At 64.2% G+C, this 19,682-nt stretch carries 20 protein-coding genes; 13 read left to right on the forward strand and 7 right to left on the reverse strand.

The window, feature by feature from the left end:
- Positions 1-41 precede the first annotated feature (41 nt).
- Positions 42-2,294 (forward strand): DNA topoisomerase IV subunit A, encoded by a 2,253-nt coding sequence (parC, locus tag AKG11_RS03300; RefSeq protein ID WP_023512799.1) that lies wholly within the window; start codon positions 42-44, stop codon positions 2,292-2,294.
- On the opposite strand, the gene AKG11_RS03305 is transcribed toward parC, so the two are convergent.
- The 6 genes from AKG11_RS03305 to hemB form a co-directional block, all read right to left on the reverse strand.
- Positions 2,295-2,687, reverse strand: coding sequence for a type II toxin-antitoxin system death-on-curing family toxin (locus AKG11_RS03305; RefSeq protein WP_050742921.1), 393 nt, complete (start codon positions 2,685-2,687; stop codon positions 2,295-2,297).
- Positions 2,684-2,905, reverse strand: a complete 222-nt coding sequence (locus tag AKG11_RS03310; protein ID WP_050742922.1) for an AbrB/MazE/SpoVT family DNA-binding domain-containing protein — start codon at positions 2,903-2,905, stop codon at positions 2,684-2,686. Before AKG11_RS03310 ends, AKG11_RS03305 begins: the two co-directional genes overlap by 4 nt.
- A gap of 51 nt (positions 2,906-2,956) precedes the next feature.
- Positions 2,957-3,871, reverse strand: a complete 915-nt coding sequence (locus tag AKG11_RS03315) for a DMT family transporter (RefSeq protein WP_050742923.1) — start codon at positions 3,869-3,871, stop codon at positions 2,957-2,959.
- Positions 3,872-3,949: 78 nt separating this feature from the next.
- Positions 3,950-4,714 (reverse strand): arginyltransferase, encoded by a 765-nt coding sequence (locus tag AKG11_RS03320; protein WP_023516919.1) that lies wholly within the window; start codon positions 4,712-4,714, stop codon positions 3,950-3,952.
- A 144-nt stretch (positions 4,715-4,858) separates the two neighbouring features.
- The gene (locus AKG11_RS03325; protein WP_023516918.1) at positions 4,859-5,323 is read right to left on the reverse strand and encodes an RDD family protein; all 465 of its coding nucleotides are present in this window, start codon (positions 5,321-5,323) and stop codon (positions 4,859-4,861) included.
- 232 nt (positions 5,324-5,555) lie between these two features.
- A complete protein-coding gene (gene hemB / locus AKG11_RS03330) occupies positions 5,556-6,572 on the reverse strand; it encodes a porphobilinogen synthase (protein ID WP_023513588.1) in 1,017 nt (338 codons plus the stop codon).
- A 154-nt stretch (positions 6,573-6,726) separates the two neighbouring features.
- Between hemB and AKG11_RS03335 the strand changes: the two genes are divergently transcribed.
- The 8 genes from AKG11_RS03335 (at position 6,727) to AKG11_RS03370 (ending at position 14,451) form a co-directional block, all read left to right on the forward strand.
- A complete protein-coding gene (locus AKG11_RS03335; RefSeq protein WP_037407643.1) occupies positions 6,727-7,164 on the forward strand; it encodes a DUF6163 family protein in 438 nt (145 codons plus the stop codon).
- 130 nt (positions 7,165-7,294) lie between these two features.
- Positions 7,295-7,807: a transcriptional regulator LdtR gene (ldtR, locus tag AKG11_RS03340; protein ID WP_050742924.1), complete on the forward strand. Its 513-nt coding sequence runs from the start codon at positions 7,295-7,297 to the stop codon at positions 7,805-7,807.
- Between the two features lie 286 nt (positions 7,808-8,093).
- The gene (locus AKG11_RS03345) at positions 8,094-9,416 is read left to right on the forward strand and encodes a L,D-transpeptidase family protein (protein WP_050742925.1); all 1,323 of its coding nucleotides are present in this window, start codon (positions 8,094-8,096) and stop codon (positions 9,414-9,416) included.
- 191 nt (positions 9,417-9,607) lie between these two features.
- Positions 9,608-10,906, forward strand: a complete 1,299-nt coding sequence (glyA, locus tag AKG11_RS03350; protein ID WP_023515611.1) for a serine hydroxymethyltransferase — start codon at positions 9,608-9,610, stop codon at positions 10,904-10,906.
- Positions 10,907-10,972: 66 nt separating this feature from the next.
- Entirely contained in the window at positions 10,973-11,452 is a 480-nt protein-coding gene (gene nrdR, locus AKG11_RS03355; RefSeq protein WP_023515610.1) for a transcriptional regulator NrdR, read from the forward strand.
- Positions 11,453-12,565 (forward strand): bifunctional diaminohydroxyphosphoribosylaminopyrimidine deaminase/5-amino-6-(5-phosphoribosylamino)uracil reductase RibD, encoded by a 1,113-nt coding sequence (ribD, locus tag AKG11_RS03360; RefSeq protein WP_050742926.1) that lies wholly within the window; start codon positions 11,453-11,455, stop codon positions 12,563-12,565.
- On the forward strand, positions 12,565-13,182 hold the full coding sequence (locus AKG11_RS03365; protein WP_050742927.1) for a riboflavin synthase: 618 nt from the start codon (positions 12,565-12,567) through the stop codon (positions 13,180-13,182). Before ribD ends, AKG11_RS03365 begins: the two co-directional genes overlap by 1 nt.
- A gap of 132 nt (positions 13,183-13,314) precedes the next feature.
- On the forward strand, positions 13,315-14,451 hold the full coding sequence (locus AKG11_RS03370) for a GGDEF domain-containing protein (RefSeq protein ID WP_050742928.1): 1,137 nt from the start codon (positions 13,315-13,317) through the stop codon (positions 14,449-14,451).
- A 7-nt stretch (positions 14,452-14,458) separates the two neighbouring features.
- Here the strand turns inward: AKG11_RS03370 and AKG11_RS03375 are convergent, their stop codons facing one another.
- A complete protein-coding gene (locus AKG11_RS03375) occupies positions 14,459-14,962 on the reverse strand; it encodes a cupin domain-containing protein (RefSeq protein ID WP_050742929.1) in 504 nt (167 codons plus the stop codon).
- Between the two features lie 198 nt (positions 14,963-15,160).
- Between AKG11_RS03375 and ribH the strand changes: the two genes are divergently transcribed.
- From ribH to AKG11_RS03395, 4 genes are all read left to right on the forward strand, one after another.
- Entirely contained in the window at positions 15,161-15,622 is a 462-nt protein-coding gene (ribH, locus tag AKG11_RS03380) for a 6,7-dimethyl-8-ribityllumazine synthase (protein ID WP_023513387.1), read from the forward strand.
- A complete protein-coding gene (gene nusB / locus AKG11_RS03385) occupies positions 15,619-16,101 on the forward strand; it encodes a transcription antitermination factor NusB (RefSeq protein WP_023513388.1) in 483 nt (160 codons plus the stop codon). Before ribH ends, nusB begins: the two co-directional genes overlap by 4 nt.
- 12 nt (positions 16,102-16,113) lie before the next feature.
- Positions 16,114-17,340: an MFS transporter gene (locus AKG11_RS03390; RefSeq protein ID WP_023513389.1), complete on the forward strand. Its 1,227-nt coding sequence runs from the start codon at positions 16,114-16,116 to the stop codon at positions 17,338-17,340.
- A gap of 192 nt (positions 17,341-17,532) precedes the next feature.
- Complete coding sequence (locus AKG11_RS03395) at positions 17,533-19,668, forward strand: sodium-translocating pyrophosphatase (protein ID WP_023513390.1); 2,136 nt, start codon at positions 17,533-17,535, stop codon at positions 19,666-19,668.
- The last annotated feature ends 14 nt before the right edge of the window (positions 19,669-19,682 follow it).

Raw genomic sequence — 19,682 nt, forward strand, 5'->3', positions numbered from 1 at the left:
GTTTCCTTGCCGCGAATCGGCAGGAACGCTAGTCAAGACCCATGGGACAGAACACTTTGCCGCCGGATGGCGGAGACGACAATATCCTGCCGGTCGACCTCAAGGCGGCGCTGGAAGAGCGCTACCTTGCCTATGCGTTGTCGACCATCACGCAGCGCGCGCTGCCGGATGTGCGCGACGGCCTGAAGCCGGTGCACCGCCGCATCATCCATGCGATGAGCGAAATGGGCCTCAGGTCCAATTCCTCGTTCAAGAAATGCGCGCGTATCGTCGGCGACGTCATCGGTAAGTTCCACCCGCACGGCGACCAGTCGGTCTATGACGCGCTGGTGCGCCTCGCCCAGGATTTTTCGCAGCGCTATCCGATCGTCGACGGCCAGGGGAATTTCGGCAATATCGACGGCGACAACGCCGCCGCCTACCGATACACCGAAGCGCGCATGACCGAGGTCGCGACGCTGCTGCTCGAAGGCATCGACCAGGACGCCGTCGACTTCCGCAAGACCTACAACGAGGAGGACGAGGAGCCGATCGTCCTGCCGGGCGCCTTCCCGAACCTGCTTGCAAACGGTTCCTCCGGCATCGCCGTCGGCATGGCGACGTCGATCCCTTCGCACAACGTGCATGAACTGTGCGACGCGGCGCTGCATCTCATCCGTCATCCGGATGCCGATGTCGAAAAGCTCACCGAGTTCGTGCTCGGCCCCGATCTTCCGACCGGCGGCATCATCATCGACAGCCGCGAAAGCATCATCGAGGCCTACAAGACGGGACGCGGCGGTTTTCGTGTGCGTTCGAAGTGGGAGACGGAAGATCTCGGCCGCGGCGGCTACCAGATCGTCGTCACCGAAATTCCCTACCAGGTGCAGAAGTCGCGGCTGATCGAGAAGATCGCCGAGCTGCTCATCGCCCGCAAGCTGCCGCTGCTCGAGGATATCAGGGACGAATCGGCCGAAGACGTGCGAATCGTGCTGGTGCCGAAGAGCCGCACCGTCGATCCGACGATCCTGATGGAATCGCTCTTCAAGCTGTCGGAGCTGGAAAACCGCATTCCGCTCAACATGAACGTGCTCTCGATGGGGCGCGTGCCGAAGGTCATGGGCCTGAAGGACGTGCTCGTCGAGTGGCTCGCCCATCGGCGCGAGGTGCTCCAGCGCCGTTCGCGCCATCGCCTTGCCGCCATCGACCGCCGCCTCGAAATCCTCGGCGGTTATCTCGTCGCCTATCTCAACCTCGACGAGGTGATCCGCATCATCCGCGAGGAGGACGAGCCGAAGACCTCCCTGATGGAGACCTTCTCGCTCACCGACGTGCAGGCCGAGGCGATCCTCAACATGCGCCTGCGCTCGCTGCGCAAGCTGGAAGAATTCGAGATCCGCACCGAATTCGACACGCTGTCGAAGGAGAAGGCGGAGATCGAGGCGCTGCTTGCCTCCGACGAGAAGCAGTGGCAGACCGTCGCCTGGGAAATCGGCGAGGTCCGCAAGAAATTCGCCAAGGCCACCGAGATCGGCCGCCGCCGCACCCAGTTTGCCAGCGCTCCGGAGGCCGATGTCGAGGCCATCCAGCAGGCGATGATCGAGAAGGAGCCGGTTACGGTCGTCATCTCGGAAAAGGGCTGGATCCGCGCGTTGAAGGGACATATCGCCGATACGTCCGGCCTCCAGTTCAAGGAGGGCGACGCCCTGAAGGTGGCTTTCCCGGCGCAGACGACCGACAAGGTGCTGATCATGACGACGGGCGGCAAGGTCTTCACGCTCGGCGCGGACAAGTTGCCCGGCGGTCGCGGCCATGGCGAGCCCTTGCGCATCATGGTCGACATGGAGAACGACCAGGACGTGCTGACCGCCTTTGTGCATGACGCCTCGCGCAAGGTCATCGTCGCCTCGCAGGCCGGCAACGGTTTTGTCGTCGCCGAAACCGAGATGGTCGCCAACACCCGCAAGGGCAAGCAGGTGATGAATGTGGGCATGCCCGACGAGGCCAAGCTGGTGGTGCCGGTGCGCGGCGATCACGTCGCCGTTGTCGGCGAGAACCGCAAGATGCTGGTCTTCCCGCTGGCGCAGCTTCCCGAGATGTCGCGCGGCAAGGGCGTCCGCCTGCAGCGCTACAAGGACGGCGGCGTGTCGGATCTGCGCTGCTTCGCCATCGCCGACGGCCTCACCTGGGACGACAGCGCCGGCCGCAACTTCGTGCGCAGCAAGGACGAACTCGCCGAGTGGCTCGCCGACCGCGCCGGCGCCGGCCGCACTGTTCCCAAGGGTTTCCCGCGCAGCGGAAAGTTCAGCGGCTGATCAAACGGAATAGGGAAGGCTGACGTCGCGCAGGAAGCGCGTCGCGCCTTCCTCATCGATCTCGCCGGCTGCGACGGCGAGGACGAACGCGATGACATCGGCTTGTGATGCTTCGATCAAGAAACCGTTCAGCATCAGAAATGTGAACGCGGCGAGGAAGCCGGTTCGCTTGTTCCCGTCTGAAAATGGACGGTTTTGTACAATACCGTACAGGTAGGCCGCGGCGAGTTCAAAAACATCGGGCTGACTATAGATGGCCTTGTTGATCGGGCGAGCTAACGCGGCTTCGAGGGCGTTCTCGTCCTTGAGGCCAGCCAGCCCGCCATGCTCGCGAAGCTGCTCATCACGCATGACCTCGACGGTTTGGCGCGAAAGCCATTTGATGTCCCTCATTTGGCGAGTTCGCGCAGGGCGACGCGATATTTCTCCATGCCGCGGCGAGCGGCCTTCAACTGTTCCGCAAGGTCGGTATTTTGCGGGACCAGCTTGATCTTGCCGTCCTCCTCAGAAAGGATCAGTTCATCGCCAGCCTTGACACCCATACGGTCAAGGACGTCTTTCGGGATGATTATGCCCTCGGAATTGCCGATCTTGCGAATAGTGATGTTCATGGTGCACTTTGTTATAACCGAGTTATAACACGGCTCGCCCCTCACTTCAATTTACCCCGCAGACGGAAGCTCAACCGCGGCATCCCTCTCCGCAGCGCGGGCCCTGGAGCGCAGCTGCCACAGCGAGTGGGCGAGCAGTGCGAGGATGAGGATCGTGCCGCCGATCAGGGTTTGCGTGGTGGGGGTTTCGGCAAAGGCGACCCAGACCCAGATGGGGGCGAGCACCGTTTCGACGAGATAGAACATGCCGACTTCCGGGGCGGAAAGGTAGCGCGGGCCGGTTGCAAGACACCAGAAGGCGAGGGGGAGGAGCACGAGGCCGTTGAGGAGGATATAGACCGGCTCGGCGATCGAAAGGCCGCCGGGCGGCAGAAAGAACAGCGCAACGACGCCCGAGAGCACGGCGGCAACGAGCGGAACGAAGCCCATGTCGGCCTTGCTCCTGCGGCTGAGTGTCAAGGAGGTCGCCAGCACCAGCGCCGAGCAGAGGGCCATGGCGTCGCCGAAGAGGTTTCCGCTCGAAAGCCCGTCATGCACGATCAAAAGCACGCCCGCGACCATGGCGGCCATGGTGAGCAGCGTGGCGTTGCTCGGGCGCTCGCCGAGGAAGATCCAGGAGAGGATGGCGGCGAACATCGACGTGAAGGCGAGGATGAAGACGACATTGGCCGTCGTCGTGTTGAACACCGCCAGCATGAAGGTCAGCCCGTTGATGCCGTAGCACAGGCCGATCAGCAGGCCGATGCGCCCGGGAACGAGCACCGTCCTGCGGCGCAGGACGAAGTTCAGACCGGCCCAGAGCGCGATCGCCACAACAAAAACCGAGATATTCCGCACGGCGACCATCGACCAGACGTCGCCGCCGGCGGCGCGGATCAGCGGAATGTCGAAGGAGAGGGCGAGGCCGCCGATGGCGGTGATGAGAAGACCCTTGCGGTGAAGGGCGGGATCGCTTGTCGAGGGCACGGCGGGACCGGGTTTAGAAGCTGGAAAGGCGTTGAATACAATGTTTCTGGAGCAGGTCGGGCTTTCGCCGATATGGCTTCAGGTATCGTTGGTCTCGCCGTCATAGCGCTCCCAGCCGCGTGGCATCAGGTGTTCCTGCGGCAGAAACTTCGTCTTGTAGTCCATCTTGCGCGATCCCTTGACCCAGTAGCCGAGATAGACATGCGGCAGGCCGAGCATTCTGGCGCGGCGGATGTGGTCGAGAATCATGAAGGTGCCGAGGGAGCGGTCCGCCACCTCGGGATTGTAGAAGGAATAGACCATGGACAGGCCGTCGCCCATGCGGTCCGTCAGCGCCACGGCGAGCAATTCGCCCTGCGGCCGTTCCTTCAGACCCGAGCCTTCCTCGCGCAGGCGGTATTCGATGATCTTGGTGTGCACATGGGTGTCCTCCACCATCATCGCATAGTCGAGCACCGACATGTCGGACATGCCGCCCTTCTGGTGGCGGGCATCGAGATAATGGCGGAAGAGGGAGTATTGCTCGCTGGAGGGCTCGGCCGGATATTCGTGCGAAATGAGATCGGCGTTGGCGGCCAGCACCTTGCGCATCGAGCGGCGCGGTTCGAACTCATTGACGAGGATGCGCACGGAAATACAGGCGCGGCAGGTCTCGCAGGCAGGTCTATAGGCGATGTTCTGCGAGCGGCGAAACCCGCCCTGCGTCAGGAGGTCGTTCAGTTCCGGCGCACGCTCGCCCACCAGATGGGTAAACACCTTCCTCTCCATCTCCTGCGGCAGATAGGGACAGGCCGCCGGCGCGGTGAGATAGAATTGCGGAGAGGGTGTTGCCTGCGTATTCATCGGCCGTGGGGCGACTCCGTCGCTGTGTGACACTTCTATGCCAATACCATGGCCTAGTTCAAAAAAAGGTCAACTGGGGCGCGACCCTTCCGGCCGGAATCGACCGGGACAACGGATCGCGCGCGCGGTGAGGGCGCCTCGTCCTCAGTAACGGTCCCGGCGCACCACCACGGTGCCAAGCAGGAGGTCGTGCAACAGGCGGCCACGGTCGGTGAAGAGGCCGACGAGCACGATGAACGGCGTCAGAAGCGCGTTGCCGATCCAGAACAGCACGAGATGCACGATTGCCGTCAGGAAGTCGATCGGGCGCCCATCCACACGGGCAAGTGCGAGGCCCATCACGTTCATGCCTGCGCTCGCCTGGCTCGGGCCGCCCATCGTCAGGCCGAAATAGAGCATGGCGACAATGGCGAAGAGCGCCGGATAGAGGAAGAAGCCGAGGCCGAGTGTCAGGATGCCGAGGAAGAACACGATCACGGCGGCCGGGATCCAGAGCAGGGCGACGATCGCATAGTCGATCAGAAACGCAAAAATCCGGCGCGACAGCACGCCGCGATAGGCCTGCCAGTCCGTCGTCGGAACCCGCGTTTCGTTGAAGTCGGCGCTCATCTCATTGTCTCCCGAATGGAACATGCTTGTTATATGGGGAGGCTCTTGGGGGAAAACAACGGTGATTGGGGTTGGGGGCGTATGCCCTTCATCCGGCCTGCCGGCCACCTTCTCCCCGCAAGCGGGGCGAGGGGGATATGCCGCGCCGTTTTCCGAACTCTCTGCCGTAGAGTTGGGCACGTCCCCTCTCCACGCTTGCGGGGAGAGGGTTAGGGGAGGGGCAAATCGGATTTCAGCCCTTGCGGGCGAGATGCCGCGCCACGTCCATCGCAAAGTACGTCAGGATGCCGTCACACCCCGCGCGCTTGAACGCCAGGAGGGTCTCCAGCATCACGCGTTCGCCGTCGATCCAGCCGTTCATCGCGGCGGCCTTGATCTGGCTGTACTCGCCCGAGACCTGATAGGCGAAGACCGGAAGACCGAAGGCCTCCTTCATGCGCCAACAGATATCGAGATAGGGAAGGCCGGGCTTGACCATCAGCATGTCGGCGCCTTCCTCCACGTCGAGCGCCGCATCGCGGATCGCCTCCGTGCCGTTGGCCGGGTCGATGTAGTAGGTCTTCTTGTCGCCCTTCAGGAGGCCGCCGGTGCCGATCGCGTCGCGGTACGGGCCGTAGAAGGCGGAAGCGAACTTCGTTGCATAGGACATGACGCCGACATCCTGGTGGCCGGCGGCGTCGAGCGCCTGGCGGATGACGCCGATGCGGCCGTCCATCATTTCCGACGGCGCGATGATGTCGGAGCCCGCATCGGCCTGGATGACCGCGGCGCGCGCCACAAGTTCGACCGTCTCGTCGTTGACGATGACGTCGCCGCGCAGCACGCCGTCATGGCCGTGGCTGGTGAAGGGGTCGAGCGCGACGTCGGTGATGACGCCGATATTGGGCACGGCCTTCTTGATGGCGCGCGTCGCGGCGTTGATGAGGTTGTCGGCCGCAAGGCTGTTCGAGCCGGTCTCGTCGCGCAGGTGCATCTCGATGTTCGGGAAGGTGGCGATGGCGGGAATGCCGAGATCTGCGGCTTCCTTTGCCGCTTCCACCAGCCTGTCGACGCTCATGCGGTTGACGCCGGGCATGGCGGTGACGGGGTCGATGACATTCTCGCCGGGCACCACGAAGACCGGCCAGATGAGATCGTCGACCGTCAGACGGTTTTCCTGGACCAGCCGGCGCGTCCAGTCGGCCTTCCGGTTGCGCCGCATGCGGCGGTGGCCGGTGATCTCGTCGACGATGTTCCTGCTGCCGGTCATGATGCCATTTCCTTGCGTGGGCCCGTTTTCGCCTCCTTATCATGCTGCATGCGTCAATCAAATCGCCAGCGATACGGGGACGTGCGGCATATGGCCGTGCATGATCGCGGTTACGGGCTTTATGCCGGCCGGCCTTGCCCTTACTGTCCGCGCCATGGTTGCTGATTCTGCAAAGGGCCCGAGGCCCAGCCTGACCGAGACGCTGTTCGCGCTGTTCCTGCGGCTGGTGGCGGTCGGCTCGTTGTGGTTCGCGCTGCAGTACTGGGCGATGCTGACGGGCTTCTCCTTCGGCGGGCAGGGGCGTTTCGACCTGCTGCCGCCGGCCTGGAAGGCGGCCTACACGGCGCTCGCCGTGCTGTTTCCCGTCGCGGCCGTCGGCCTCTGGCTCCTCGTCTCCTGGGGGCCGGTGATCTGGCTCATCGCGGCCGCCACCGAGATCGCCATGCACGAGGTCTATCCCTCGACCTTCGGCGTCAACCGGCTGCTGGTTCTGACCCACGGTGCTATCGCGCTTGTCTTCGTTCTTTTCCGCGTCGCGCTCTTCGTCCAGCGCCGCCGGCAGGCCCGCACGGTAAGAACTGATTCACCCTGAGACAGAGTCGCCTTCCGGTAAGGCGCTGTTAAGGCTGCGGTTTAAGTAGAATTTTAGATGCATTCGTTAGGTTCTCACTCAAGGCGGGAAAACAAACCACACCGCCAAACAAAACAGTGAGGCAGAAACCATGAACACCAAGATGAAGCCGCAGCAGGCCCCCGTCGTCGACCCGCAGGAAGACGCGATCCGCAATCTCTACCTGGAATCCCTCCACCTCGTCGAGCGTCTGCACCGTCGTCTGCTCGACGTCATCAAGGACGAGTTCGACCGCGCCGGCCGCTCGGATGTCAACGCCGTCCAGGCGCTGCTCCTCTTCAACATCGGCAATTCGGAACTGACGGCAGGCGAGCTGCGCAGCCGCGGCTATTATCTCGGCTCGAACGTTTCCTACAACGTCAAGAAGCTGGTCGACCTCGGCTTCATCAACCACCAGCGTTCGCGCGTCGATCGTCGCTCCGTCCGCATCAGCCTGACGGAAAGCGGCCAGGAAATCGCCGAGACCGTGGCAAAGCTCTATGAGCGCCATATCGGTTCGATCCAGAAGGTCGGCGGTATCGGCGAAGGCGAGTTCAACCAGATGAACAAGCTGCTCCAGCGCCTCGATCGCTTCTGGAACGACTCGATCCTCTACCGCCTGTAAGTCCGGGCGCCGTTTTCGACCTCCTCCATAAAAGCCGGCCGCGTCCCCTGCGCGTCCGGCTTTTCACGTTTTCGTGCGGGGGGTTAGGGTGACGTGTGCCTGCCGAGACACGAATTGGCCATATTGCTATGACACCCGGAAACTGGGCTAAGGTATGCGCGGGCGGCAGGGCCGGTTTGCGTTTGTTAACCCTGTTCGTGATAGCTGCATCGGGTATGGACCCTTGAGGTCACCGTGCCGCGTGCACCTCGCCGCCTTCAGCGGCGCTCAGGAGATGGTAGGATAAATGTCTCGCAAAACCGGATTTGATGTGTTCTCGCGCCGCGCATTCCTGCGCTCTGCCGCAACCTTCGGCGCCGCCGCCGTGGCCGGTCAGGCGCTCGCCCAGACAGCGCTCGACGACATCCTCAATGCTCCGCGCCGCGGCAACTGGGACGACCAGTTTGACGCAGAGGCATCGCGCACCGCGACCGCCGTCGTCTCCAACAATCCGATCTTCGGCTCCGGCACCACGGGCTATCTCCAGCAGGCGATCGTCGATTACCAGAACATCGTCTCGAACGGCGGCTGGCCGACGGTCAACACGCAGCAGAAGATGGAGATGGGCGTCGCCGATCCCGCCGTGCAGCAGCTGCGTCAGCGCCTGATCATCTCCGGCGACCTGCCGCGTTCCGCCGGCACGAACGGTGCCTTCGATTCCTATGTGGACGGCGCCGTCAAGCGCTTCCAGGCGCGCCATGGCCTGCCGGCCGACGGTGCCGTCGGCGAGTACACGCTGAAGGCGCTGAATGTCCCGGCCGTCACGCGCCTCGGCCAGCTTCAGACCAACCTCGTGCGCCTGCAGGCCATGTCGGGCGACCTCGGCCGCCGCTATGTCATGGTCAATATCCCGGCCGCCTATATCGAGGCTGTCGAGAACGGCCGCGTTGCCTCGCGCCACACCGCCATCGTCGGCAAGATCGACCGCCAGTCGCCGGTGCTGAACTCCAAGATCTATGAGGTGATCCTCAACCCCTACTGGACCGCGCCGCGCTCGATCATCCAGAAGGATATCATGCCGCTGATGCGCAAGGATCCGACGTACCTCTCGCGCAACTCGATCCGCCTCTTCGACGGCAACGGCGGCGAAGTCTCGCCGGAAACGGTTGACTGGAACGCCGAGAAGGCGCCGAACCTGATGTTCCGTCAGGACCCGGGCAAGATCAACGCGATGTCCTCGACGAAGATCAACTTCCACAACGAGCATCAGGTCTACATGCACGACACGCCGCAGCAGGGCCTGTTCAACAAGCTGATGCGCTTCGAATCGTCCGGCTGCGTGCGCGTGCAGAACGTGCGCGACCTTTCGGTCTGGCTGCTGAAGGATACGGCCGGCTGGTCGCGCTCGCAGATGGAGGCGACGATCAAGAGCGGCGTCAACACGCCGATCAAGTTGGCGGAAGAAGTGCCTGTCTTCTTCACCTACATCACCGCCTGGTCGGCCAAGGACCGCGTCGTGCAGTTCCGCGACGACATCTACCAGAAGGACGGCGCCACCGAGCTCGCCCTCCAGACCAACTACAACCAGGAAGGCGGCCAGGCCGTCGACAGCGACCTTCTGCCGCAATAAGGCAATTTGTCTGACTTTTGCGAGGCCCCGTTTCCCTTTGGAATGCGGGGCCTTTCTGTTTTGCGGCTTTTTGCGTCTGTCGTTTTTATCGCAGAACACGCGCGGAAATGGCGCAAACCGTGGAGCGGATATTGCCCTTGCCATGCGAGGACGTTAAACACCGTGCCACCCACCCTTAAGGAGCCTCGAGGATGAGCAATTCTTCCGCTACCGACGTTTTCTTCACGCGTTCCCTTGCCGACACCGACCCGGAGATTTTCGGCTCGATCCAGAAGGAACTCGGTCGCCAGCGCCATGAGATCGAACTGATCGCCTCGGAAAACATCGTTTCGCGCGCCGTGCTCGAAGCCCAGGGCTCGATCATGACGAACAAGTATGCCGAAGGCTATCCGGGCAAGCGCTACTACGGTGGCTGCCAGTTCGTCGACATTGCCGAAGAACTCGCCATCGAGCGCGCGAAGAAACTGTTCGGCGTCGATTTCGCCAACGTGCAGCCGAATTCCGGTTCGCAGATGAACCAGGCTGTCTTCCTTGCGCTGCTCCAGCCGGGCGACACCTTCATGGGCCTCGACCTCAACTCGGGCGGCCACCTGACGCACGGCTCGCCGGTCAACATGTCCGGCAAATGGTTCAACGTCGTCTCCTACGGCGTGCGTGAAGAAGATCACCTGCTCGACATGGACGACGTGGCCGAAAAGGCCCGCGCCAACAAGCCGAAGCTGATCATTGCCGGCGGCACCGCGTATTCCCGCATCTGGGACTGGAAGCGCTTCCGCGAGATTGCCGATGAAGTCGGCGCCTATCTCATGGTCGACATGGCGCACATTGCCGGCCTCGTTGCCGGCGGCCAGCACCCGTCGCCGTTCCCGCATTGCCATGTTGCCACGACCACCACGCACAAGTCGCTGCGCGGCCCGCGCGGCGGCATCGTGCTTACCAATGACGAGACGATTGCCAAGAAGGTCAACTCGGCGGTCTTCCCGGGCCTGCAGGGCGGTCCGCTGATGCACATCATCGCCGCCAAGGCGGTCGCCTTCGGCGAGGCGCTGCAGCCGGAGTTCAAGGACTATGCCGCGCAGATCGTCAAGAATGCCAAGGCGCTTGCCGAGACGCTGAAGGCCGGTGGTCTCGATATCGTCTCGGGCGGCACCGACAACCATCTGATGCTCGTCGACCTGCGCAAGAAGAACGCCACCGGCAAGCGTGCGGAAGCCGCTCTCGGCCGCGCCTATGTCACCTGCAACAAGAACGGCATCCCGTTCGACCCCGAAAAGCCGTTCGTCACCTCGGGCGTCCGCCTCGGTACCCCGGCCGGCACGACCCGCGGCTTCAAGGAAGCCGAGTTCAAGGAAATCGGCAACCTGATCGTCGAGGTTCTCGACGGCCTGAAGATCGCCAATTCCGACGAGGGCAATGCGGCTGTCGAAGCTGGCGTTCGGGAGAAGGTCGTCGCGCTGACGGACCGCTTCCCGATGTACTCGTATATGTAAGACAGCAGTACCAGGAAAAGTGCCGCGCGGTTTTCCGTCCGGAACCGCGTAAAGCAAGGAGACTTCATGCGCTGCCCCTATTGCGGTTCGGAAGATTCGCAGGTGAAGGATTCCCGTCCTGCAGAGGACGGGGCCGCCATTCGCCGCCGGCGCATCTGCCCGGATTGCGGTGGTCGGTTCACGACCTTCGAACGGGTGCAGCTGCGTGAGCTGATGGTCGCCAAGAAGACGGGCCGCAAGGCCCCCTTCGACCGCGACAAGCTGCTTCGCTCCTTCGAGATCGCGCTTCGCAAGCGGCCCGTCGACCGGGACCGCATCGAACGCGCGGTCTCGGGCATCGTCCGCCGGCTTGAAAGTTCCGGCGAGACGGAAATCTCTTCCGAGGAAATCGGCCTCCAGGTGCTGGAGGCGCTGAAGGCGCTCGACGACGTCGGCTTCGTGCGCTACGCCTCGGTCTACCGCGATTTCTCCCATGTCGATGATTTCGAGAAGATCCTTTCCGAAGTCGCCGCCAAGATCGCCCGGGATCCGGGCGCCGACGGCTAGATGTCCGGCGCGGCGACAGACGACGCACGCTTCATGGCAGCGGCCATCCGCCTCTGCCGCCGTCATCTCGGCCTGACTGCCACAAACCCCTCCGTTGCCTGCCTGATCGTCAAGCACGGCGTGGTCCTCGCCGCCGCCGTGACCGCGCGCGGCGGGCGGCCGCATGCCGAAACGCAGGCGCTCGCCGAGGCGGGGGAAGCCGCGCGCGGCGCGACGGCCTATGTCACGCTCGAACCGTGCTCGCACCACGGCAAGACGCCGCCCTGCGCCGATGCGCTGATCGCCGCTGGCATCGCCCGTGTCGTGGTCTCGGTGACGGATCCGGACGAGCGCGTGGCGGGCAGGGGACTTTCGATGCTGCGCGATGCCGGCATCGTGGTCGAGACGGGCGTTCTGGAAGCGGAAGGCTGTGCGGCGCTCGCCGCCTATCTCACACGCCAGACGAAGAAGCGCCCCTATGTGACTCTCAAGCTTGCCGTTTCCGCCGATGGCATGCTTGGCCGCCTCGGTGCGGGGCAGGTGGCGATCACGGGGCCGGTTTCGCGCGGGCAGGTGCATGGTCTGCGTGCCGAGACAGATGCGATCCTCATTGGCATCGGCACGGCCCTGGCCGATGATCCGGAGCTGACCTGCCGTCTTCCGGGGCTCGAAGCCCGCTCGCCCGTGCGCATCGTGCTCGATCCTCGGCTGGAACTGTCGCCGGCCTCGAAGCTGGCGCGGACGGCGAAGGATGTGCCTGTTATCGTTGTGACGACGAAGGGGACGGAGATACCCCCCTCTGGCCTGCCGGCCGACGACGCGCGCGCCGGCGCCCTCGAAGCCGCGGGCGTCGAAATCCTGACCTGCGACCCGCGCCGGCTCGACGATCTCCTGATGGCGCTCGCCACCCGCGGAACCTCCTCGCTGCTCGTCGAAGGCGGCGCGCGCACGGCGCAATCCTTCATCGAAGCCGGCCTCGTCGATCGCATCCTGCTGTTTGCGGGCACCGGTACCATTGGCAAAGACGGGGTCGCATCCCCATGTGTGTCCGGGCGCATGCCGGATGGCTTTTCGCTCCGGAACACGGCGCGCCTCGGCGCGGACAGTTTGCACGAATACGAAAGAGACGATTGATGTTTACCGGCATTGTCACAGACATCGGAACGGTCGAGAAGGTCGAGCCCATGAACGAGGGCGTACGCCTGCGCGTGCGCACGGCCTACGACCCGGCCACCATCGACATGGGGGCCTCCATCGCCCATTCCGGCACCTGCCTCACCGTCACGGCGCTGCCCGAAGAGGGCTCGAACGCCCGTTGGTTCGAAGTGGAGGCCTGGGAAGAGGCGCTGCGGCTGACGACCATCGCCGGCTGGACGGCCGGCACCCGCATCAACCTCGAACGCTCGTTGAAGATCGGCGACGAGCTCGGCGGCCACATCGTTTCCGGCCATGTCGACGGCAAGGCCGAGATCCTCTCCGTCGAGGCCGAGGGCGACGCGACGCGTTTCCGCATCCGCGCGCCCGCGGGGCTGGAGCGCTTCGTGGCGCCAAAAGGATCGGTCGCGCTCGACGGCACATCCCTCACCGTCAACGCCGTCGATGGCGCCGTCTTCGACGTGCTTCTCATCCGCCACACGCTCGACGTCACCACCTGGGGCGAGCGCAAGGCGGGCGACTTCGTCAACTTCGAGGTCGACACCATGGCACGGTATGCGGCGCGGCTTGCCGAGTTTCCCGCCCCCAAGGCGTGACGGCAGCGTGACTTTCGCGGGCACCGTCACGGATCGGCACAAACCGGCGTGACGGCCAGCCTGCAAGGTAACGATATCGATACTTCTTGCTCCCTAGTGTGCGCGCATCGGACCGCTGGAGACCGTTGCCGCATGGCGCCTGATTACCAAACCCTTCTGCTGGCGATCGGGCTCGCGGGTTTTTGCCTGTCGGCCACGCTGTTCGCCTCGTGGATGTCCGCCCGCGTCGAGCGCTTCCTTCTCAGCTGGTCCATCGGTATCGGCTGCATCGTGCCCGCGGTTGCGGTCTACAGCCTCTATATCGATCAGGCGAATGTCGCGATCGGGTGCCTCGCCTTCACGCTGCAGTTCCTCGGCTTCGCCTTCATCTATGGCGCAGCCTACAGGTTCCGCTCCGGCGCCTCCGCCCGCCGGCGCATCGCCATCGTCTTTGCGGCCTGCCTCGCCATCGCTCTGCCGCCGCTGGTCGCCGGCTATGACGGCATCGCCTTCATTGCGCTCAACCTGCTTATCACGGCCTGCCTCGCCGCGACGGCCCGAGAGTACTGGCGCGGCCGCGCGGAAGCGCCGCTGCCGCTGACCGGCATCGTCACCCTCTACCTCCTGACCGCCGTTTCCTTCCTGCTCTGCGCCGGCGTGCTGATTCACGACGGCCGCTGGGTGATGGGACACGCGCCGGACAACTGGGCGGAAAATCTCAATCTGGTCGCGGCAATCATGGGCATCACCGGTATCGGGGCCATGTCGCTCGCGCTCAACCAGTGGCGGGTTGCCGGCAGCCACCGCCACGCCGCCATGACCGATGCCCTGACCGGCTTACTCAACCGTCGCGCCCTTTTCGATCGCTACGGGGCGCTTCCCGTCGGTGAGCACCAGGCGGCAATCGCCTTCGACCTCGACAACTTCAAGGCGGTCAACGACAGGCACGGTCATGCGGCGGGCGACGCGGTGCTCATGGTCTTCGCCGATATCCTGCGCGATTCCTGCGGGGTGGCGGCCTGCCTCGCCCGCCTTGGCGGCGAAGAATTCGTCGTCGTTCTGGAGCGCACCTTGCCGGAACGCGCGCAGCGCATCGCCGAACGCGTCCGCGAAGATTTCGCTGCCAAACTCATCCCGATCGGGGGCCGGTCCATCACGTGCACCGTCAGTGCCGGCATCGCTCTTGCCGGAGAAAACGGCACGAGTTTCGATTCCCTCCTCAGCAATGCCGACGAGGCGCTCTACATGTCCAAGCGCAACGGCCGCAACCGTGTGTCGCTCGCCGCCTGAGGGGATGTCAGGCGCCGGGCTCGCCCTCCCAATAGTCGACGGTCTCGCCCGCGCGGCCGATGGTGCGGAACTCCGTCCGCCCGCCCGTGGCAAGGCGCGTCTTGGCGAGGAATTTTCCGGAATCCGGATATTCGCAGATCTCGGTCGCCGCCATGGACGAAATGGACAGGTATTTCAGCGGCACGGTGCCGGTGTTGAGGATCTGGTGCGCCGTCTCCGGTCCGCCGGCCGGCGCGCCCAGCACGTCGCCGGGACCAACGAGATGCCGTTCGCTGCCGTAGCGATAGGTGCCGTGGCCCTCCAGGATGACGAAGAGCTCGTCTTCGACATGGTGGCTGTGGAAGGGACAGCCGGACTTGCCGGGCGGGACCTCGCCATAGCCGATGCCGAGATCCTTCAGGCCGAGGCGGGCGCCGAAGGATGTGTCGCGGGATTCGTAGAGCGTTCCCTGCGTCCAGTGCTCCAGCGCCAGCCTCGCGAGATTGACGATCGGCGGTTTCTGGGCGTCCATTCGCATCTCCTTTATGACTCTTGACATATTGTTCGCACTTTGTTCCATTGTGTCAATCCCGTTCGGTCGAAGCGGCTCCCGCCGGGGCGCCGAAATCGACGCGGGGGGTGGAAAATGCTTGCCAAGCTTCGCCCGTCGTGGTTTGACCGCCGCCTCTGCCCGCTGATGCGTGGCCTGCCTCCAATGTTCAGGTGATTTATGGCCAACACCGATAATCCCCATCTCCTCATCGTCGAGGCGCGCTTCTACGACGACATGGCCGACGCGATGCTCGACGGCGCCAAGCATGCGCTCGATGCCGCGGGCGCAACCTACGACATCGTGACCGTCATGGGCGCGCTCGAAATTCCCGCCGCCATCTCCATGGCCCTCGACGGCATGGAAAATGCCGGCACCTGGTATGACGGCTTCGTCGCCCTCGGCATGGTCATCCGCGGCGAGACCTACCATTTCGATATCGTCGCCAACGAATCGAGCCGTGCGCTGATGGACCTTTCGGTCAGCGAAGGCTTGCCGATCGGCAACGGCATCCTGACCGTCGAGAACGATGCGCAGGGCTGGGCTCGCGCCCGCCGTTCGGAAGGCGACAAGGGCGGCTTTGCGGCCCGCGCGGCGCTCACCATGATTGATCTGAAGAAGAAACTGGGCGGCGAACAGTGACGACGGACAGGGATCAGCAGCCGGTGAAACCGGCCAACCAGCGCGGCGCGGCGCGCCTTGCCGCCGTTCAGGCGCTTTATCAGATGGATATCGGCGGCAGCGGTGTTCTCGAAGTCGTCGCCGAATACGAAGCGCATCGTCTCGGCCAGGAGGTCGACGGCGATACCTATCTCAAGGCGGATGCCTCCTGGTTCCGTTCCATCGTCTCGGGCGTCGTGCGCGACCAGCGCCTGCTCGACCCGATGATCGGCGCGGCGCTGCAGGACGACTGGGCCTTGTCCAGGGTCGATTCCACCGTGCGTGCCATCCTGCGTGCCGGTACCTTCGAGCTGAAGGAGCGCAGGGACGTGCCGGTCGCCGTGATCGTCACGGAATATGTCGAGATCGCCAAGGCGTTCTTCGAGGACGAGGAGCCGAAGCTGGTGAATGCGGTGCTTGACCGCATCGCCAAGCAGCTTCGGCCGGACACACGCAAGTAAACGGTAGGCGACATGAGCACGGGTACGGTCGAAGGTCTTGAACAGGAACTTTCGGCCGCGCGCCGCAATGTCTTCCTCCTGACGATTGCGCAGGCCCTGCTCGCCTCGGCCGGGCCGATCGTCTTCTCTGTCGGTGGCCTTGCCGGCTACAACCTGCTCGGCGCGGACAAGTCGCTCGCCACCGCGCCGCTGACCGGCTTCAATGTCGGCGTGGCGCTCGGCGCCGTGCTCGTCGCCATCGCGGCCCGCATGCTCGGTCGCACCTACGGCTTTATCGTCGGGGCGCTCATTGGCGCCGGGGGCGGCCTTCTGGCTGCCATTGCGCTGTTCCGCGGCGATTTCTGGCTCTTTGCCCTCGGCTTCGTGCTCGTCGGCATTTCCAGCGGCTTTGCCCAGAAGATCCGCTTTGCCGCGGCCGATGCCTCGCCGTCCTTCTACAAGCCGCGCGCCATTTCCTGGATCCTTGCTGGCGGCGTCATTTCCGCCGTGCTCGGCCCCCAGGTGGTCATCCTCACCAAGGACCTGTTCGAGCCGGTGCTGTTTGCCGGTGCCTTCGTGGCGCTCGCGCCGCTTTGCCTTGCCGCCATCGGGCTCTTCCTCTTCCTGCGTCTGCCTGACCACAAGGCGGCGGCTGTCGCGACGGGGGAGGCGGCGCGGCCGCTCCGCGAGATCGTGCTGACCCAGCGGTTCATGACGGGCATGATCTGCGGCATCTCCTCCTACGCCCTGATGACCTTCATGATGACCGGCGCGCCGCTGGCCATGGTCATCGGCTGCGGTTTCTCGCCGGAGATGGCGACGCTCGGCATCCAGTGGCACGTGCTCGCCATGTTCGCGCCGAGCTTCTTCACGGGCATGCTGATCCAGCGCTTCGGCACGGAAAGGGTCGTCGCTGCCGGTCTCCTCATCCTCATGGCCTGCGCCGCGGTCGCCCATGCCGGCATCGCGCTGTGGAATTTCTGGGGCGCGCTGATCCTGCTCGGCGTCGGCTGGAATTTCGGCTTCATCGGAGCAACCGCCATCGTCGCCTCCAGCTACAAGCCGCATGAGGCGGACAAGGTGCAGGGCTTCCACGACATCATCCTGTTCGGCACGGTGGCACTTGCCTCCTTCTCCTCGGGCAAGGTGTTCAACACCTATGGCTGGCAGGCGATCAACCTCCTGTTCTGGCCGATCACCGGGGTGAGCCTCGTTCTCGTTCTCCTCCTGCTTTTGCGCGGCCGCCGACCGGCTGCCTGAGCCCGCCCGCAGACCGACGTCGAAAAATCCAGCGCAGCGCACGGCTTGCCGCAGTGCGGCGGCTTGACGCAACCGATTCGCAAACGCACTCTGGCCCCGCGCCGGCCCCCGTCTTGTGAGGAGGCAAACGGGAGCGGGCGCGTATCGGCTGCGGGGAGAGGACCCCGCGGCCTCCAAGGAGGACAGAGCGAAATGACCATATTGTTGGGCGTTATCGCATGCGGGTTGCTTTCGGTGGTCTATGCCATCTGGGCGACACGGTCGGTGCTTGCCGCCGATCAGGGGAATGCCCGCATGCAGGAAATTGCAGGTTATATCCGGGAAGGGGCGCAGGCCTATCTCACCCGGCAGTACAAGACCATTGCCATCGTTGGGGTCGTCGTCTTCGTCGGCACCTGGCTACTGCTTTCCGCAACGGCTGCCATCGGGTTCCTGATCGGCGCCGTCCTGTCGGGTGCTGCCGGTTTTATCGGCATGTATGTGTCCGTCCGCGCCAATGTGCGCACGGCACAGGCCGCATCCGTCAGCCTGTCCTCCGGCCTCGACATCGCTTTCAAGTCGGGTGCGATCACCGGCATGCTTGTCGCCGGCCTCGCATTGCTCGGCGTCTCGATCTACTACTGGATTCTCACCGGCCTGCTCGGTCAGGAGCCGGCCTCGCGTGAGGTCATCGACGCGCTCGTCGCGCTCGGTTTCGGTGCCTCGCTGATTTCCATCTTTGCCCGCCTCGGCGGCGGCATCTTCACCAAGGGTGCGGATGTCGGCGGCGATCTTGTCGGCAAGGTGGAAGCCGGCATTCCTGAAGACGATCCGCGCAATCCGGCCACCATCGCCGACAATGTCGGCGACAATGTCGGCGACTGCGCCGGCATGGCCGCCGATCTCTTCGAGACCTATGCGGTGACCGTCGTCGCCACCATGGTGCTTGCGGCGATCTTCTTTGCCGGCACGCCGGTTCTCTCCAGCGTGATGATCTATCCGCTCGCGATCTGCGGCGCCTGCATCATCACTTCGATCGTCGGCGCGTTCTTCGTCAAGCTCGGCACGAACGGCTCCATCATGGGCGCCCTCTACAAGGGCCTTATCGTCACGGGCCTGCTGTCGATCGTCGGCCTCGCTGTCGCCACGTCGCTCACCATCGGCTGGGGCGTTGTCGGCACCGTCGCGGGCAGGGAGATCACCGGGACGAACCTGTTCATCTGCGGCCTGCTGGGGCTTGTGGTGACAGCGCTCATCGTGGTGATCACCGAGTATTACACCGGCACCAACAAGCGCCCGGTGAACTCCATCGCCCAGGCATCCGTCACCGGTCACGGCACCAACGTCATCCAGGGCCTTGCGGTCTCGCTGGAATCGACCGCGCTGCCGGCCATCGTCATCGTCGGCGGCATCATCGCGACCTACCAGCTTGCCGGCCTGTTCGGCACCGGTATCGCGGTCACCGCCATGCTCGGCATTGCCGGCATGATCGTGGCGCTTGACGCTTTCGGCCCGGTCACCGACAATGCCGGTGGCATCGCCGAGATGTCGCACCTGCCGCCGGAAGTGCGCAAGTCGACGGACGCGCTCGACGCGGTCGGCAACACGACCAAGGCCGTCACCAAGGGGTATGCGATCGGTTCGGCGGGCCTCGGCGCGCTGGTGCTCTTCGCCGCTTACTCGAACGACCTTGCCTATTTCGCGGCGAACGGGGACAAGTATCCCTATTTCGCCGGCATCGGCACGATCTCCTTCGACCTCTCAAACCCCTATGTCGTGGCCGGCCTCATCTTCGGCGGCCTCATCCCCTATCTCTTCGGCGGCATCGCCATGACGGCCGTCGGCCGTGCAGCGGGCTCCATCGTCGAGGAAGTACGCAAGCAGTTCCGCGACAAGCCGGGCATCATGGCGGGCACCGAGCGACCGGACTACGGGCGCGCGGTGGACATTCTTACCAAGGCGGCAATCCGCGAAATGGTCGTGCCCTCGCTGTTGCCGGTGCTGGCGCCGCTCGTCGTCTATTTCGGCGTGCTGCTCCTCTCCGGCTCCAAGGCCTCGGCCTTTGCGGCGCTCGGCGCCTCGCTGCTCGGCGTCATCGTCAACGGCCTCTTCGTGGCGATTTCCATGACGTCGGGTGGCGGCGCATGGGACAATGCCAAGAAGAGCTTTGAGGATGGCTTCGTCGACAAGGACGGCACGCGCCACCTGAAGGGATCGGAAGCGCACAAGGCCTCCGTCACCGGCGACACGGTCGGCGACCCCTACAAGGATACGGCAGGCCCGGCGGTCAATCCGGCGATCAAGATCACCAACATCGTGGCGCTCCTGCTGCTGGCCGTTCTCGCCTGACCGGCATCGCCGTT

The sequence above is a fragment of the Shinella sp. SUS2 genome (genome assembly GCF_001262505.1).
Taxonomy (GTDB): Bacteria; Pseudomonadota; Alphaproteobacteria; order Rhizobiales; family Rhizobiaceae; genus Shinella.

Coding starts and splice junctions, on each gene's coding strand:
- AKG11_RS03335 (WP_037407643.1), top strand. CDS start 6,727: ATGGTTGCTGATTCTGCAAAGGGCCCGAGGCCCAGCCTGACCGAGACG.
- AKG11_RS03325 (WP_023516918.1), bottom strand. CDS start 5,323: ATGAGCGCCGACTTCAACGAAACGCGGGTTCCGACGACGGACTGGCAG.
- AKG11_RS03320 (WP_023516919.1), bottom strand. CDS start 4,714: ATGAATACGCAGGCAACACCCTCTCCGCAATTCTATCTCACCGCGCCG.
- ribD (WP_050742926.1), top strand. CDS start 11,453: ATGTCCGGCGCGGCGACAGACGACGCACGCTTCATGGCAGCGGCCATC.
- AKG11_RS03395 (WP_023513390.1), top strand. CDS start 17,533: ATGACCATATTGTTGGGCGTTATCGCATGCGGGTTGCTTTCGGTGGTC.
- ribH (WP_023513387.1), top strand. CDS start 15,161: ATGGCCAACACCGATAATCCCCATCTCCTCATCGTCGAGGCGCGCTTC.
- glyA (WP_023515611.1), top strand. CDS start 9,608: ATGAGCAATTCTTCCGCTACCGACGTTTTCTTCACGCGTTCCCTTGCC.
- AKG11_RS03375 (WP_050742929.1), bottom strand. CDS start 14,962: ATGGACGCCCAGAAACCGCCGATCGTCAATCTCGCGAGGCTGGCGCTG.
- AKG11_RS03310 (WP_050742922.1), bottom strand. CDS start 2,905: ATGAACATCACTATTCGCAAGATCGGCAATTCCGAGGGCATAATCATC.
- nrdR (WP_023515610.1), top strand. CDS start 10,973: ATGCGCTGCCCCTATTGCGGTTCGGAAGATTCGCAGGTGAAGGATTCC.
- AKG11_RS03390 (WP_023513389.1), top strand. CDS start 16,114: ATGAGCACGGGTACGGTCGAAGGTCTTGAACAGGAACTTTCGGCCGCG.
- AKG11_RS03365 (WP_050742927.1), top strand. CDS start 12,565: ATGTTTACCGGCATTGTCACAGACATCGGAACGGTCGAGAAGGTCGAG.
- ldtR (WP_050742924.1), top strand. CDS start 7,295: ATGAACACCAAGATGAAGCCGCAGCAGGCCCCCGTCGTCGACCCGCAG.
- hemB (WP_023513588.1), bottom strand. CDS start 6,572: ATGACCGGCAGCAGGAACATCGTCGACGAGATCACCGGCCACCGCCGC.
- AKG11_RS03305 (WP_050742921.1), bottom strand. CDS start 2,687: ATGAGGGACATCAAATGGCTTTCGCGCCAAACCGTCGAGGTCATGCGT.
- parC (WP_023512799.1), top strand. CDS start 42: ATGGGACAGAACACTTTGCCGCCGGATGGCGGAGACGACAATATCCTG.
- AKG11_RS03345 (WP_050742925.1), top strand. CDS start 8,094: ATGTCTCGCAAAACCGGATTTGATGTGTTCTCGCGCCGCGCATTCCTG.
- AKG11_RS03370 (WP_050742928.1), top strand. CDS start 13,315: ATGGCGCCTGATTACCAAACCCTTCTGCTGGCGATCGGGCTCGCGGGT.